At 67.7% G+C, this 14,303-nt stretch carries 13 protein-coding genes; 4 read left to right on the forward strand and 9 right to left on the reverse strand.

Going from position 1 to position 14,303, the window contains the following annotated elements:
* Positions 1 to 14: 14 nt before the first annotated feature.
* Positions 15 to 1,160, reverse strand: coding sequence for a thiamine ABC transporter substrate-binding protein (locus tag M1L36_RS07430; RefSeq protein ID WP_250873077.1), 1,146 nt, complete (start codon positions 1,158 to 1,160; stop codon positions 15 to 17).
* 94 nt (positions 1,161 to 1,254) lie between these two features.
* On the opposite strand from M1L36_RS07430, the gene M1L36_RS07435 reads away from it, so the two are divergent.
* Entirely contained in the window at positions 1,255 to 2,433 is a 1,179-nt protein-coding gene (locus M1L36_RS07435; RefSeq protein ID WP_250873078.1) for an AI-2E family transporter, read from the forward strand.
* A 6-nt stretch (positions 2,434 to 2,439) separates the two neighbouring features.
* Here M1L36_RS07435 and M1L36_RS07440 read toward each other — a convergent pair whose 3' ends face one another.
* Positions 2,440 to 3,246: a sulfurtransferase gene (locus tag M1L36_RS07440; protein ID WP_250873079.1), complete on the reverse strand. Its 807-nt coding sequence runs from the start codon at positions 3,244 to 3,246 to the stop codon at positions 2,440 to 2,442.
* A gap of 222 nt (positions 3,247 to 3,468) precedes the next feature.
* Between M1L36_RS07440 and M1L36_RS07445 the strand changes: the two genes are divergently transcribed.
* Positions 3,469 to 4,332, forward strand: a complete 864-nt coding sequence (locus M1L36_RS07445; protein WP_250873080.1) for a sulfurtransferase — start codon at positions 3,469 to 3,471, stop codon at positions 4,330 to 4,332.
* Positions 4,333 to 4,834: 502 nt separating this feature from the next.
* Here M1L36_RS07445 and M1L36_RS07450 read toward each other — a convergent pair.
* From M1L36_RS07450 to M1L36_RS07460, 3 genes are all read right to left on the reverse strand, one after another.
* Entirely contained in the window at positions 4,835 to 4,990 is a 156-nt protein-coding gene (locus tag M1L36_RS07450; protein ID WP_250873081.1) for a hypothetical protein, read from the reverse strand.
* Positions 4,991 to 5,153: 163 nt separating this feature from the next.
* Entirely contained in the window at positions 5,154 to 6,920 is a 1,767-nt protein-coding gene (locus tag M1L36_RS07455; protein WP_250873082.1) for a cbb3-type cytochrome c oxidase subunit I, read from the reverse strand.
* Positions 6,921 to 7,068: 148 nt separating this feature from the next.
* Complete coding sequence (locus M1L36_RS07460) at positions 7,069 to 7,515, reverse strand: DUF6789 family protein (RefSeq protein WP_250873083.1); 447 nt, start codon at positions 7,513 to 7,515, stop codon at positions 7,069 to 7,071.
* Positions 7,516 to 7,639: 124 nt separating this feature from the next.
* Here M1L36_RS07460 and M1L36_RS07465 point away from each other — a divergent pair, with 124 nt between their 5' ends.
* Positions 7,640 to 8,266, forward strand: coding sequence for a rubrerythrin family protein (locus M1L36_RS07465; RefSeq protein ID WP_250873084.1), 627 nt, complete (start codon positions 7,640 to 7,642; stop codon positions 8,264 to 8,266).
* A gap of 272 nt (positions 8,267 to 8,538) precedes the next feature.
* Here M1L36_RS07465 and M1L36_RS07470 read toward each other — a convergent pair whose 3' ends face one another.
* Positions 8,539 to 8,922 carry a hypothetical protein gene (locus M1L36_RS07470; RefSeq protein WP_250873085.1) on the reverse strand — a complete coding sequence of 128 codons (384 nt, stop codon included), beginning with the start codon at positions 8,920 to 8,922 and terminating at the stop codon, positions 8,539 to 8,541.
* Between the two features lie 201 nt (positions 8,923 to 9,123).
* Here M1L36_RS07470 and M1L36_RS07475 point away from each other — a divergent pair, with 201 nt between their 5' ends.
* Positions 9,124 to 10,308, forward strand: a complete 1,185-nt coding sequence (locus M1L36_RS07475) for an aspartate kinase (protein WP_250873086.1) — start codon at positions 9,124 to 9,126, stop codon at positions 10,306 to 10,308.
* A gap of 394 nt (positions 10,309 to 10,702) precedes the next feature.
* On the opposite strand, the gene pstB is transcribed toward M1L36_RS07475, so the two are convergent.
* Genes pstB through pstC form a run of 3 tightly spaced genes read right to left on the reverse strand, consistent with a single transcriptional unit; the run spans position 10,703 to position 14,269 of the window.
* Positions 10,703 to 11,533 carry a phosphate ABC transporter ATP-binding protein PstB gene (gene pstB, locus M1L36_RS07480; RefSeq protein WP_379819854.1) on the reverse strand — a complete coding sequence of 277 codons (831 nt, stop codon included), beginning with the start codon at positions 11,531 to 11,533 and terminating at the stop codon, positions 10,703 to 10,705.
* Between the two features lie 58 nt (positions 11,534 to 11,591).
* Positions 11,592 to 13,268, reverse strand: coding sequence for a phosphate ABC transporter permease PstA (gene pstA, locus M1L36_RS07485; RefSeq protein ID WP_250873087.1), 1,677 nt, complete (start codon positions 13,266 to 13,268; stop codon positions 11,592 to 11,594).
* Positions 13,268 to 14,269: a phosphate ABC transporter permease subunit PstC gene (gene pstC / locus M1L36_RS07490; RefSeq protein ID WP_250873088.1), complete on the reverse strand. Its 1,002-nt coding sequence runs from the start codon at positions 14,267 to 14,269 to the stop codon at positions 13,268 to 13,270. Before pstC ends, pstA begins: the two co-directional genes overlap by 1 nt.
* Positions 14,270 to 14,303: the final 34 nt, after the last annotated feature.

Genomic DNA, 14,303 nt, shown 5'->3' on the forward strand with positions numbered 1-14,303 from the left:
GTCCACCCGTCCGCTCAGCCCTGTGCGATCTGGCGCGCCCACTGGTCGACCCATTCGTCGACGTTCCCCTTGAGTTCCTCGTAGGTGAACGTCACCGGCTCCTCCGGTTCGAACGTGTACTTCGAGAACTCCTCGGGGAGTTCTGCGTTCGTCGTCGCAGGGTACTGGACGTTGCGCTGGGCGATCTCGCCCTGGGCCTCGGGGGTGAGCAGGAACTCGACGAACGCCTGCGCCAACTCCTGCTGCTCGGAGTCGGCGAAGCGAGCGACGCCCTCGGGCTGGGCGTACGCCTGGTCGTTCAGGAAGCCGACCTGGTGGCGCGAGAGGTCCGCCCCCGCCTGGTGGGCGTACACCTGGTCGGTCGAGTAGGAGACGACCATCGGGGCCTCGCCGTTCTCGTAGGCGGTGTAGGAGTCCGACCAGTTGCCGAGGATGCGCACGTCGTTGTCCTGAAGCTGCTGCCAGTAGTCGAGGTAGCCGTCTTCGCCTTTCGCCTTCACCGTGTGGAGCATGAACGCCCGGCCCGTCGCGCTCGACTGGGCGTTCTGGGCGAGCAGGTCGCCGCGGTACTCCTCGGTCAGCAGGTCGTCGAACGTCGCGGGTGCCTCGACGGTGGTCTCGTCGTAGACGAGGCTGATGTAGCCCGTGTCGTAGGGCACCGCCCGCCCCTGCGGGTCGAACTGGAGGCCCTCCTTGACGGGCGCGTCGACCGACAGCGGCGAGAGCACGTCGCCCCCGGCCTTCTCGTCGAGGTCGATGAGTTCGTCGACGTTCAGCCCCAGGTAGACGTCGGCGTCGATGGGCGCACCCTGTGCCGCCCGGCGGATGAAGTAGCTGAACCGCGAGTCGGGCGTGGTGTACTCGACGGTCGCGTCGTACTCTGACTCGAACGCCTCCTTCACCCACGTCCCCGCGGGACTGTCGCCCTCGACCCACGTCGGATAGGTGGCGACGACCAGGGTCCCCGAGACGGACGCCGCCGTGCCCGTCGTCGTCCCGGACGTCGTCCCCTCGCCCGTGGTCGGTCCGTCGGTGGCGTTCGCCCCGCCCGCGCCGTCCCCATCGGTCGTCTCGGTCGTCTCGCCGCCGTCGTCGCCCAGACAGCCGGCCAGCGCCGCCGCCCCCGCACCGGCGCTCAGGAGGAAGCTTCGTCGTCTCATTACTCGGTTGTTTCTTCGGGTGGTACTTACGTCACACGGTGTGGGGGTCGGGTCGATGAGGCTGATTTATTGGTGGGCAATCACAACGGGGCGCATGCATCTCGCTCGTCGCCGTCGAAACGTCGTCGCGGGGTTGTTGGCGCTGTTCGCGCTGTGTGCGGCGTACGTCCTCTGGGAGGTCATCGGGACGGTGTTCTTCGCCATCACCGTCGCGTACGTCCTCGTCCCGGCGCGCAACCGCCTCGTCGCCCGCGGCTTCTCCAGGCGGGTCGCGAGCGCGCTCGTCACGACCGGTGCGTTCGCCGTCGTGCTGTTCGTCCTCGGGGCGTTCGGCTTCCTGCTCTACCAGCGCCGCCAGTCGGCGTTCACGCTCATCGAGTCGCTGCCCGACGAACTCTCCCTGGAGGTCGCCGGGATGGTGTACGCCGTCGAACTGTCGACCGTCGTCGGTGCCGTGACCGCGACGCTCCGCGGTGTCGCGACCGGTCTGGCGGCCACGCTCCCGGTCGTCCTGCTGAAGCTGATGCTGTTCGCCATCCTGCTGTTCGGTCTGCTCCTCCGGCCGGGTGCGACCGGCGACGCGTTCCGGCGGGTCGTCCCCGACGCCTACCACGACGTCCTCATCGCGCTCAACGAACGCATCCGCCAGACGCTGTACGGCATCTACGTCCTCCAGGCGGCGACGGCGTTCGGCACCGCACTCGTCGCGCTGGTCGTCTTCTACGCACTGGGCTACGAGGCGGTGTTCACCCTCGCCATCGTCGCGGGGTTCCTCCAGTTCATCCCCGTGCTCGGTCCGAGCGTCCTCATCGCACTCCTCGCGCTCGTCGACCTCGTCGGCCCGACGCCCGACCCGACGCGGGCGGCGCTGGTCGTCGTCGTCGGTGGCGTCCTCATCGGTGCGGTTCCCGACGCGGTCATCCGCCCGCGACTGGCGTCGTGGGCCGCCGACCTCCCGACGAGCCTCTACTTCATTGGGTTCGTCGGCGGCGTCCTCACCGTCGGAGCCATCGGGTTCATCGCCGGCCCGCTGGTGGTCGCGCTGGTCGTCGAGACCGTCGAACTGCTCGCGAACGACACCGGGTCCGCGTCCGAGGCCGACGCGGACGACGTGGGGCCGTCGGTCGAGGACGACACCGACGCACCGCCCGAAGCGGACGACCCGCCGGACACGGGGGACTCCCCGAGCGAGTCGGCGGACGGCGGGTCGTCTCCGTCCGATTCCGACTCCTCCGGTCGCGACCAGTCCGGGACGGACCCGACCGGTGACTGAGGCGGCTCAGTCCTCGCCGTCGCCCGACGCCAACTCCCTGCCTTCCTCCTCCCACTCGGTCAGCGACCCCTCGTAGAACGCCAGGTCCTCGTAGCCGAGGTGCCGGAGGACGACGTAGGTGTGGCTGATGCGCCGGGCGGTGTTGCAGTAGAGCACGACGCGCTTCTCGGGAGAGATGCCCCGCTCGTCGAGCAGCGCGCGGAGGTCGGCCTCGGGACGGACGCCGCGGGTGTCGTCGTCGACGAGTTCCTGCCAGTCGAGGCGGACGGCCCCCGGCAGGTGTCCCTCCTCGTACTCCCACTGCTCGCGCGTGTCGACGACGACGCTGTCGGGGTCGTCCAGCGCCGCGGCCGCGGCGTCGGCGTCGACGAGCGGCCCTTCGGCGTCGAACGCCGCCTCGTAGGTCGCCGGGTCGGGGTCGACCGCCTCCTGGCTGACGGCGTGTTCGCGCGCCCACGCCGAGTAGTCGCCGTCGAGCAGGTGCAGACGCTCGGGGTCGTGGCCGTACAGTTCGCAGGTGACGAGCAGTCGCGCCGCGAACACCCCGTGGGTGTCGTCGTACGCGAGCACGTCGTCCTCGCGGGTGACGCCCGCCGCGCCCATCACCTCGGCGAACGTCTCGGCACCGGGGAGCATCCCGGCTTCGCCCGCCCCACCCGCCGAGGCGTGGTCGTCCGCCCGGTAGCTGTCGAACGGCACGTTCACCGCGTCGGGCAGGTGGCCGATGCCGTCGTACTCCCACGCGTCGCGGACGTCCACGCGACGGACCGCCTCACCCTCCGTCTCGACCCAGTCGGCACCGACGATGTCCATACGAGGCCTTGTGGGGGTCGAGACTTCACCGTTCCCCGCTCGGAGATACCTGTGTATGTTGCCGGTTGTTTCGGCACCGGCCCGTCTCTGTCCGGGTGGTTCGACCCGTCACGTGCGACTCCACCGAACAACCGGCAATCGTTTCTCCAAGGCGGAACGTGCGGCGAATCCGTCCGGCAGTAACACGGATATAGCCACGCTGACGTAACGTTCCGGTGCATTATGAGCGATTACGCGAACGACGTGCTCGTCTCGGCCGACTGGGTCGAGGAGCACCTCGACGAGTTCCAGAGCGACGACCCGGCGCACCGACTGGTGGAGGTCGACGTGGACACCGAGGCGTACGACGAGGGCCACGCTCCCGGCGCGATCGGGTTCAACTGGGAGACCCAACTGCAGGACCAGACCGAACGCGACGTGCTGGAGAAGGAGGACTTCGAGGACCTGCTCGGCAGTCACGGCATCTCGAACGACTCGACGGTCGTGCTGTACGGCGACAACTCGAACTGGTTCGCCGCCTACACCTACTGGCAGTTCAAGTACTTCGGGCACGAGGACGTCCGACTCATGAACGGCGGGCGTGACTACTGGCTGGACAACGACTACCCGACGACGACGGACGTCCCCGAGTTCCCCGAGCAGGAGTACTCGGCGGACGACCCCGACGACTCCATCCGCGCGTACCGCGGCGACGTCGAGGACGCGATGGACGCGGGCCTGCCGATGGTCGACGTGCGCTCGCCCGAGGAGTTCCGCGGCGAGATTCTCGCGCCGCCCGGACTCCAGGAGACCGCCCAGCGCGGCGGCCACATCCCCGGCGCGTCGAACATCTCGTGGGCCGCGACGGTCAACGACGACGGGACGTTCAAGTCCGCCGACGAACTGCGCGAACTGTACGAGAGCGAGGGAGTCACCGACGACGAGAAGGTCGTGGCGTACTGCCGCATCGGCGAACGCTCCTCTATCGCGTGGTTCGCGCTCCACGAACTGCTGGGGTACGACGACGTCGTCAACTACGACGGGTCGTGGACCGAGTGGGGCAACCTCGTGGGTGCGCCTATCGAGAAGGGCGAGGCTGACGACTGAGCAAAGCGAAGGAGGAAGCCTCGGAAAGAGCGAGCGGGCCGAAGGCCCGCGAGCAGGGCGAAGCCGAGTAAGCGCGAGCGCACGAGGCCTCATAGCGAAGCGGGGAGCGGAGTGCCCCGTGGAGCAGGGCGAGGCCGACGACTGTAGCGAAGCGAAAGAGGAAGCCTCGAAAAGAGCGAGCGGGGAGCGGAGTGACCCGCGAGCAGGGTGACTGAAACGACCCTCGCTGTCGAACTTTTCTCGACCGAAAGCTCCGAAGAACTCCGCCGAGCGGCCGCGACCGGCGTCGGTTCACCCAGCGGCACCGCTGGTCGTCGAGCACCACGAGAAACGACCGGCGACACCCGGAGACGCCCGTCACGCCGAAGGCGTCACCGGCGTGTGACCGGGGAGCCACACGACCGTGTGGGCACGCGTCGTCGAGGCTACTGCAGCGCGGCGTCCGCTTCGACGACGCGACGGCCGTGAGGTGGTCGTCCGTCCGCCCTGCGGGGCTGGCCGCTCACCCCGGCGCGGCGTCGGTCTTCGGTCCACCGACCGGTTCGACGACGTCGAACTTCTCGCCCCCGCACGTACAGCGGTTGCCCGCAAGCGGGAGGATTATCGAGCCATCCTCTTCGACCCGCCCCGAGATGACTCGTTCACAGTCTTCACACACCAGGATTCGTCGTTCTGTCATCATCGTCGCTAGCGGTCCCGGACGGGTACACTGCCGGTTTGCGAGAGCCGAAACCGACGGCGTCGCCCGCTGGCGATTCGATTTCGCAAGGAGGGGTTGATATGTAAGCACCTTTCCCCGACCCAGGGGGTTGGTGAGCGGGTCAGTCCTCGTCTGAGGGGTTGGTCTCGAAGCCGCGGCGCTCCGCGAGTTTGCGCTCGAACCACTGCCACTCGCGGGTGAACTGGTCTGTCTCCTTCAGCTTCCAGACGTCGGCGTCGATGACGATGGGGCCGGTCCGGAGCGACTGGACCATGTTGACGACCCAGAGCGTCACCGAGAACATGATGATGTACGCCCCGAGCGTCGATATCTGGTGGAGCAGGGTGAACTGCTGGGGGTACTCCGCGTAGCGCCGGGGCATCCCGAGGTAGCCGAGCAGGAGCTGGGTGGTGAACGTGATGGTGACCCCGACGATGAGGATGAGCGCCTGGGCCATCGCCAACCGCCGGTCGTACATCCGGCGGGTGAGGATGGGGTACCAGTAGTAGCTCGCGGCGAGCATCGCCATGGCGATGATGCCCATGATGATGAAGTGGAAGTGCCCGACGATGTAGTACGTCCCCTGGAACGCCATGTCGACGGGGATGGAGGCGAGGAACACGCCCGTGACGCCGCCGACGATGAACGTCCCGATGCCGCCGATGAGCAGGACCATCGGCGCGGTGAGTTTGATGGCCCCCTCCCACATCGTCGTCATCCAGTTGAACGTCTTGACGGCGCTCGGGATGGCGATGGCGATGGTGACCGCCATGAACGAGACCTTGATGCGCGGGTCGATGCCCGTCGTGAACATGTGGTGGGCCCAGACGCCGAAGCTCATCACGCCGATGGCGAGCGTCGAGTAGACGATGAACTTGAACCCGAACAGCTTCCGGCCCGAGAACTTCGGGAGGATGAGGCTCGTCAGCCCCGTCGCCGGTAAGAACAGGATGTACACCTCCGGGTGTCCCCAGAACCAGAACAGGTGTTGCCACAACAGCGGACCGCCGCCCTCCAGCGCGAAGAACGTCGTCCCGAAGTTCCGGTCCATCAGCAGCATGATGAGTGCGCTGCCGAGCAGCGGGAACGCGAACAGGATGATGGCCGACTGCGTGAGCATCGTCCAACTGAAGATGTCGAGGTTCGCCCAGTCGATGCCGTCGCCGCGTTCGACGAAGATGGTGACGATGAAGTTGATGGCTCCCAGCGTCGTCGCGATACCCGAGAGGTGCAGCCCCAGTAACATCAGGTCGACCTGTGGGTTCACCTGCGCGAGCGACAGCGGCGTGTACATGGTCCACGACGTCGTCGGCGGGCGCAACGCGAACAGCGGGTCGACGAGCGACCCGAGCGCCGGCGCGACGACCTTCGCGAACACCTCGGTGATGAGGCCGCCACGAACGAGCAAGAACGCCGGCGGCAACAGCCAGAACGCGATGGCGTTGATGCGCGGGAACGCCATGTCGTCGGCGTCGATGAGGATGGGCAGGAAGTAGTTCGCGATGCCCGTGAACACCGGCACGACGAAGAAGAAGATCATCGTGATGCCGTGGGTCGTGAACAGCGCGTTGTACGTCTCGTTGCCCCAGATGGTCTCGGCGGGCGTCAACAGCTCCGTCCGGGCCATCATGGCGTCGGTGCCGCCCCACAGCGCGGCGACGGTCCCGAAGAAGATGTACAGCAGACCGATGTCGCGGTGGTCGACGGTCGTCAACCAGCGGAGGACACCCGTCGGCTTCGCCGTCTCTGTCGCCGTCTCGCCCGGTCTGGCGTAGCCCCCGTCGGCCGCCGTCCGGCGCCCGGGAGCGCGATACAGCCCCACGAGCACGAGCACGGACAGCAGGGCCCCGGCGATGAGGATACCAGGAATAGTCTGGACAGATACCATGGTGTGCGAGTCGGAGGGACTCGTGGTCGAACCTCCGCGTGGCAGGGTCAAATAGGTTGAGGCGGCGTAGCGTCGGGCGTTTTCGTCGTTTCCGGAACGACCTCATCCGGGCGCTGACGGTCGCCGAGACCGACCGACGTCGGGTCGTTCAGCCGACCGTGTACTCCTCGCGGGGGAGTTCGGTCTCCCCGTGGAGGTGGGCGTACACCGCACCCATCACCCAGCCGTACGCGAGGTGGGCGACGAGCGTCAGCGCGACGTAGACGATGAGCAGCGGGCCGGTGATGTCGCCGCGGCCGGTGACGGCGAACGCGACCCACAGCGGGATGGCGAAGACGACACCCTGTGCGGCGGGGTCCGGGCCACCTGGGATGTACCGCTGGATGGCGATGAACACGAGCGGCCACGCGACACAGCCTGCGAGGAGGTAGATGACGAACCCGATGGCCTGCTGCTCGGGCAGGCCGACGAACCGGGCGATGACGTCGAAGACGAGGATCTGTTCTCGCGTCTGGACCTCCAGTAAGATCAACAACAGCGAGAGGACGGCGGTTCCGGCGACGCCGCCGGCGATTGCGCTTGGCACGCGGTCCATACCCCGCTCTCTCGGCGCGGCGACAAAACGCTATCCCGTCGGCGTCGCCTCCCCCTCGGAGCGTTCACCCCGAAGAACCGCCGGTCCCGGTGGCTACAAACCCACACCGACCGTACCGTCGTCCATGACCGCAGACGAGTTCGCCGACCGAGTTCGCGAGGACAACCGCACCGCCCTCTCCCGACTCGGCTCTTCGAAGGCGCTGTACGCCGACACCGGCGGCGACATCGAGCGCGACACCGTCCTCCGGGCCACCGCGGAGGCCGAACGCGCCGCCTGGGAGACCTACGAGCAGTGGGCCGACGAGGAAGACGGCGAGGCGAGCGAGGCGTTCGCCGCCACCGCCGACGAGGAGCAGGGCCACTACGAGACGGTCTCGGAACTGCTCGGTGAGGAGGTCGAGGTGGACGACGTGCCCGCCATCCAGCAGTACCTCCGCGAGCGCGAGGACACCCTCGACCGTGCCGGTGGCTTCCTCGGGCGGACGCTCGCCGCCGAGAAGTCCAAAGACCAGCTCGTCGGATTCTTCGTCGGCCAGGCCGACCCGAAGACGACGCGGAAGATTCGCGAGATGAACGGAGACCTCGACGACCAACTGGAACGGGCGCTCGACCTGCTCGACACGCTCTGTGAGAGCGACGAGGACCGGGACCGCGCCGCCACCGCCGCAAGCGAGGCGATTCAGGCGGCCTACGAGGAGTACACCGACCGTCTGGAGGGGATGGGCGTCAACCCGAAACCCGTTTGCTAGAACACCCACCTTTCACCACCCACGTTTTGCTGCGCTCGTTCGCCGCTTCGCGGCTCACTCGCTCACGGTACGACCGACGACCGACCCGCACAGCACCACGCCCGCACCGCTCGGCGACCGCTCAGTACCGCGCTCTCCTGGCGAACAGGCGAGGCTCGTCGCGCCGCCGGGCGCTGCCTCGCACGGTGTCGTGGACTCTCCCACGCGTGACGACCGGCGGTGTCACTCAGCGCACGACGACGCTGGGTGCGTCTTCGTGTATGAACCCTCGCTCAGGAGGCCAATCGGTAGCGGACGGTCGGCGTCCCCTCGAAGCGGGGACCGCTGCCGTCGCTCTCGAACCCGTAGGTCTCGGCGGCGTTCCGACGACTGTCGTCGTGCTCCGGGAGGAGAAGTTCGACGGCCATCGACTCGCCGCGCGCGAACCGAACCGGCTCTTCGAGCAACCGTTCACACGCCTCGGGGTCGCCTTCCAGTTGGGTGATGTACACCGTCCGGCGCTCGGCGTCGAAGCTGACGAACCCCGCGATGGTGTCGTCGTCGACGCCCACCCGGACCGTCCGGTCGTGGACCAGGTTGCGCATCACGTCCCGTGGTCGGCCCGTCAGTTCCGCGAGGCGCTCGGCGTCGGCCTCGACTGCGTCCCGCACCTGCATCGTCCCTCTGCTAGTTCCTGCCACGGGATAAATCCACCCACCGACAGGAGACCGGCAAGCCTTCGTGTGATTCCGTCTGTTTATGCCCGCCCGGAGCTTGTTCACGACAATGTTTGACACGCCCGAGAACCTGAGGGCGCTGCGACCGTCTCGACGACCGCTTCGACGACCGCTTCGCCGGCCGAATCGGGGGGATGGTGTATGCGCGTCGTAGCGAAGTTCGGGGGGACGAGTCTGGGGAACGGCGACCGCGTCAACCGGGCGGCCGACTCCGTCGCGGCGGCCGTCGAGGCCGGCCACGAGGTCGCCATCGTCGCCAGCGCGATGGGGAGCACGACCGACTTTCTCCTGGAGGCCATCAACTTCGAGGCCGACGAGAAGGACCGCGCCGAGATCGTCTCGATGGGCGAACGCACCTCCGTGCGGATGCTCAAAGCCGCCCTCGCCGCCCGGGGCGTCGACGCGCTGGTCGTCGAACCCGGCAGCGCCGCGTGGCCCGTCATCACCGACGCCCGCGGCGAGGTCGACGTCGAGGAGACCCAGCGACGCACGAAGGCGCTCGCCGACCGCCTCGACGGCACCGTCCCGGTCATCACGGGCTTCCTCGCCCAGGACCACGCGGGCAACGTGACGACGCTCGGCCGTGGTGGCTCCGACACCTCCGCGGTGATGCTGGGCAACTACATGGACGCCGACGAGGTCGTCATCGTCACCGACGTCGAGGGTGTCATGACCGGCGACCCGGCCGTCGTCGAGGGTGCGCGCAACGTCGGGGAGATAACCGTCGACGAACTCCGGAACCTCTCGTTCCGGGGCGCGGAGGTCATCGCGCCCTCGGCGCTGTCGTACAAGACCGAGACGCTCGGAGTCCGGGTCGTCCACTACCAGCACGGCGACCTGCTGGCGGGCGGGACGAGCGTCGAGGGGCAGTTCGAGAACCTCATCGACCTCCGGGAGGACCCGCTGGCCTGTCTCACCATCGCGGGCCGCGCCATCCGCAACCAGCCGGGCATCCTCGCGCGCCTCTCGGGAGCGCTGACCGGGGCCGACATCAACATCGACGCGGTCGCCAGCGGGATGGACTCCATCACCTACTACGTCGACCAGTCGGTCGCCGAGGAGGCCGAGATGGTGCTCCACGACGAGGTCGTCGACGAGGCGACGCTCTCCAGCGTCACCGTCGACCCCGACATCGCCGTCGTCCGGGTGACCGGCGGGGAACTCCCGAACCGGCCGGGCGTCATCCGCCAGATCGTCGACCCGCTCGCGGACGCCCACATCACCATCCACGACCTGCTGACCAGCGCGACGAGCGTCGCGGTCTTCGTCCGCTGGGACGAGCGCGAGGACGCGCTGCGCATCATCCAGGAGGAGTTCACGGAGTAGCCGCCGGTCGCCACGCTCGGACACGTGAGGTTTCCGAGAGACGAGGTTTTCGAGAGGCGAGGTCCGAGAGAACGGAGTCCGTACGGGCGGGGGCGGCCCGTACGGCCGTCGAGAGGCGGCGCGTCGGACCCAGTGGCGTCGACAGACGGCGGACGATGTCCCGGGTCGTCAGGGGGGTGTCACGCGCCATCTACACGGTGTCGACTCGGGAGTAAAAGCCTCGCTAAGTGGGCTCTATCGGGCTACTGTCTGCTCTATCGTCCACCCGAACCGTCCGCGCCGCGGATGGTTCCGACCGTCGACCACGCGGCCGGTGGGTCGCGCCGCTCGCGGCTATCGAATCGGAGTCGAACGCACGTCGCTCCGGGGTCGTCCCGAACGAGGTCCGCGGGCGCTACCCGAACTTCCCGGTGATGTAGTCCTCGACGCGCTCGCTCTCGGGGTTCTCGAAGATCTTCTGGGTGTCGTCGAACTCGACGAGTTCGCCGCCGGTGAGGAACACGGCGGTCTTGTCGGAGATACGCGCCGCCTGCTGCATGTTGTGGGTGACGATGACGACGGTGTACTGCTCGGCGAGGTCGGCGATGAGGTCCTCGATCTGGGAGGTGGCGATGGGGTCGAGTGCGCTCGCCGGTTCGTCCATCAGGATGACCTCGGGGTCGGGGGCGATGGCGCGCGCGATACAGAGGCGCTGTTGTTGCCCGCCGGAGAGTTCGAGGCCGGACTCGTCGAGACGGTCTTTCACCTCGTCCCACAGCGCGGCCTTCCGCAGGGACTCCTCGACCACTTTATCGTAGTCGGCGTCGATGCCCTGCACTTTCAGCCCGTAGAGGACGTTCTCGCGGATGGACTTGGGGAACGGGTTGGGTTTCTGGAACACCATCCCGACCCGGCGTCGGAGCGCGACGGGGTCGACGTCGGCGTCGTAGACGTTCTTGTCGCCGAGGTACAGTTCGCCGTCGACGCGCGCGGCGTCGATGAGGTCGTTCATCCGGTTGATACACCGGAGGAACGTCGACTTCCCACAGCCGGAGGGACCGATCATCGCGGTCACCTGCCGTTCGGGAATCGCCAGCGAGATGTCGTGGAGCGCCTGGTCGTCGTCGTACCAGACGTTGATGTCCTTCGCCTCGACGACGGTGTCGGTCACCGTCGAACTGCCCGCCGAGACGGAGTCGCTGACGTCCGTCTGGATGAGCATGTCGTCGTCCGTCGGGTCGCTCATGTCTTCCTGTTCTTCGACCGCCTGGGATGTCGTGTCTTCCGATTTCATTGGTGTCACCTCAGTTTCGCTGCCGGTAGCGGTTCCGCAGGACGATGGCGACGGAGTTCATCGCCAGCATCGCGACGAGCAGGACGACCACGCCCGCCGGGATGACCTTCGTGTAGAACTCCTCGGTGCCGGAGGTCGTCGCCCACGCGTAGATCTGCAGGGGCATCGCGCCGACCCGCGAGGAGAGCTCCTGGGGGATGCCGAACTCGTTGGGCGCGCCGATGACGAGCAGCGGTGCGGTCTCGCCGATGGCCCGCCCGAGTGCGAGGATGGTCCCCGTCAGGATGCCCGGGAACGCCTTGGGGAGGACGACGTTCTTCACCGTCTGCCAGCGGGTCGCGCCCATGCCGTAGGAGGCCTGACGCTGGGAGGGTGGCACCGAGCGGATGGCCTCCTGCGAGGAGATGATGACGATGGGCAGGATGAGCAGCGACAGCGTCAGCCCGCCGACGAAGACGGTCCCGATACCGAACAGGTCCCCGCCGACGCGAATCGGCTCCAGACCGAGCGGGTCGGCGACGACCGCCGGGAAGACGGGGAGGCCGTCTTCGAGCATCCGCGCGAGCAGGCCGAGACCCAACAGACCGTAGACGACGCTGGGGACGCCCGCGAGGTTGGCGATGTTGACCTCGATGAGCCGCGTCAGCCGGGAGTTGCCGGCGTACTCTTCGAGGTACACCGCTGCGCCGATGCCGATGGGGAACGAGGCGAGGCTGACGATGAGCATCAGCATGATGCTGCCCGCGAGCGCGGGGTAGATGCCCGCGCTCTCGGCGGAGAAGCTGTTGTCGCTCGTGACGAACGCCCAGTCGAGCCACGACGCCGGCCCGGCGAAGCCGACCGTCCGGACGAGGAACGCGCCCAGCAGCATCCCGCCGAGGACGACCAGCGGGAGCAACAGCCCCTCGCGACGGGTCGGGTGCTGGTCGACGACCGTCGCGACGTACAGTCCGACGGGCACTCCGGCGACGGTCGCCAGGACCGTCGCGGCGATACCGCCGACTCCGGTGAGCGAGCCGACCAGCCCACCGACGAGGACGCCGCCGAGCGCGGCGAGCGCGGCGATACGACCGACTCGACGGTCGTTCCACGAGGCGGCGGCGTACGCCCCCGCGATGGCCGCGGTTGGTGCCCCGATGGTGAGCGCGACGAGCAGCCACTCGACGGGAATCACGGGTACGTTCTGGATGAAGTTCGGAACGAACAGCAGCGAGGCGACGGTGACGACCGCCGCGGCGACCAGTTTCGCGACGAACCCGACCTGGCGCGTGCGCTGGAGCGCGACGATGGCGGCGAGCGGAATCGCGAGCGCCACCGCGAACGAGAACACCACCAGCGCGGGCAGGATGCTCAGGAACAACACGGCGACGCCGCCGGCGAACAGCGGCATCACCGCGAGGAGACCGAGCGACTCGAGCCCGACGCGGAGGCTCCCTTCTCCCCGTCCGGAGAGGGAGTAGCCGACGGCCAGCGTCGGCACCACGAGCGTCAGGAAGAACGTGAGGTGCCAGCCGGGGTCGGCGGTGAACGGCTGGATGGCGTCGTTGGCGACGTAGACGAACAGGATGCCGACGGCGAGGATGCCGAGCAGCGTCGCCGCCAACAGCGCGTAGCGGAAGACGACGCCGGCAGTTCGACTGACGGTGCCGAACCCGTCTCTGACCGTGCTCGGGGAGTCGGCCGCCATCAGTCGTACGCCTCCTGGTACCGGCTTGCGATCCAGTTACTGACGATGTTCATGAACAGGGTTATCGCGAACAGCGTGATGCCGATGCCGAACAGACTGCGGTAGGCCAACCCGCCCCCGGTGATGTCCGAGAACAGCAGTTGGACCATCGCGCCGGTCATCGGCTGGATGGACTCGAGGAAGTACGCGGGGTCGGGGTACGGCAGCGACACCGGCCCGGCGTCGACGCTCCCGGTCGTCCACAGTCGCGGGGTCGCCCCCGCGGCGATGGCGACGGCCATCGTCTCGCCGATGGCCCGGGAGATGGCGAGGATGAACGACGAGACGATGCCGGAGATGGCGGCGGGGACGACGATGCCCGTCGAGACGTCGAACTTCGTCGCGCCCATGCCGTAGCCGGCCTGCCGGAGTTCGTCGGGTACCGCGCTCATCGCGTCCTCGGAGATCGAGGAGACCATCGGGATGATCATGATGCCGACGACGATGCTCGCCGACAGCGCGTTGAAGAAACCGATGTCGGGGAACAGGTACTGCTTGAGGAGGGGGGTGATGTACTCGATGGCGAAGAAGCCGTAGATGACGGTCGGGACGCCGGCGAGGATCTCCAGTGCGGGTTTGAGGTACGCCCGGACCCGCGGACTGGCGTACTCGCTGAGGTAGATGGCCGTCGCGACCCCGAGTGGGAGTGCGATGACCGCCGACCCGATTACGATGGCGAGCGTCCCCGACAGCAGCGGGAGGACACCGAACTGGTCGCCGGCGATGGAGAACGTCGTCCCCGTCAGGAAGTCGACGAGCGAGACGGTCTCCCCGGTGACACCGAGGAACTGTGCGGTACCGGTGAAGAACGTCGCCGCCTCCGAGACGAGTACGAAGACGATACCGGCAGTCGTCAGAATCGATACGAACGCACAGACGAAGAAGAACGTCCGTACGAGCAACTCACGAGGCGAGTTCTCCGTCTGCCTCGTGAGCGTGTCTGTCAGATTGTCTGCCCCCATTTTGATTTGTCCTTCGTGTGTAGTCGAAAAAGCG

Source organism: Halomarina rubra, assembly GCF_023699475.1.
GTDB classification, from domain to species: Archaea; Halobacteriota; Halobacteria; order Halobacteriales; family Haloarculaceae; genus Halomarina; species Halomarina rubra.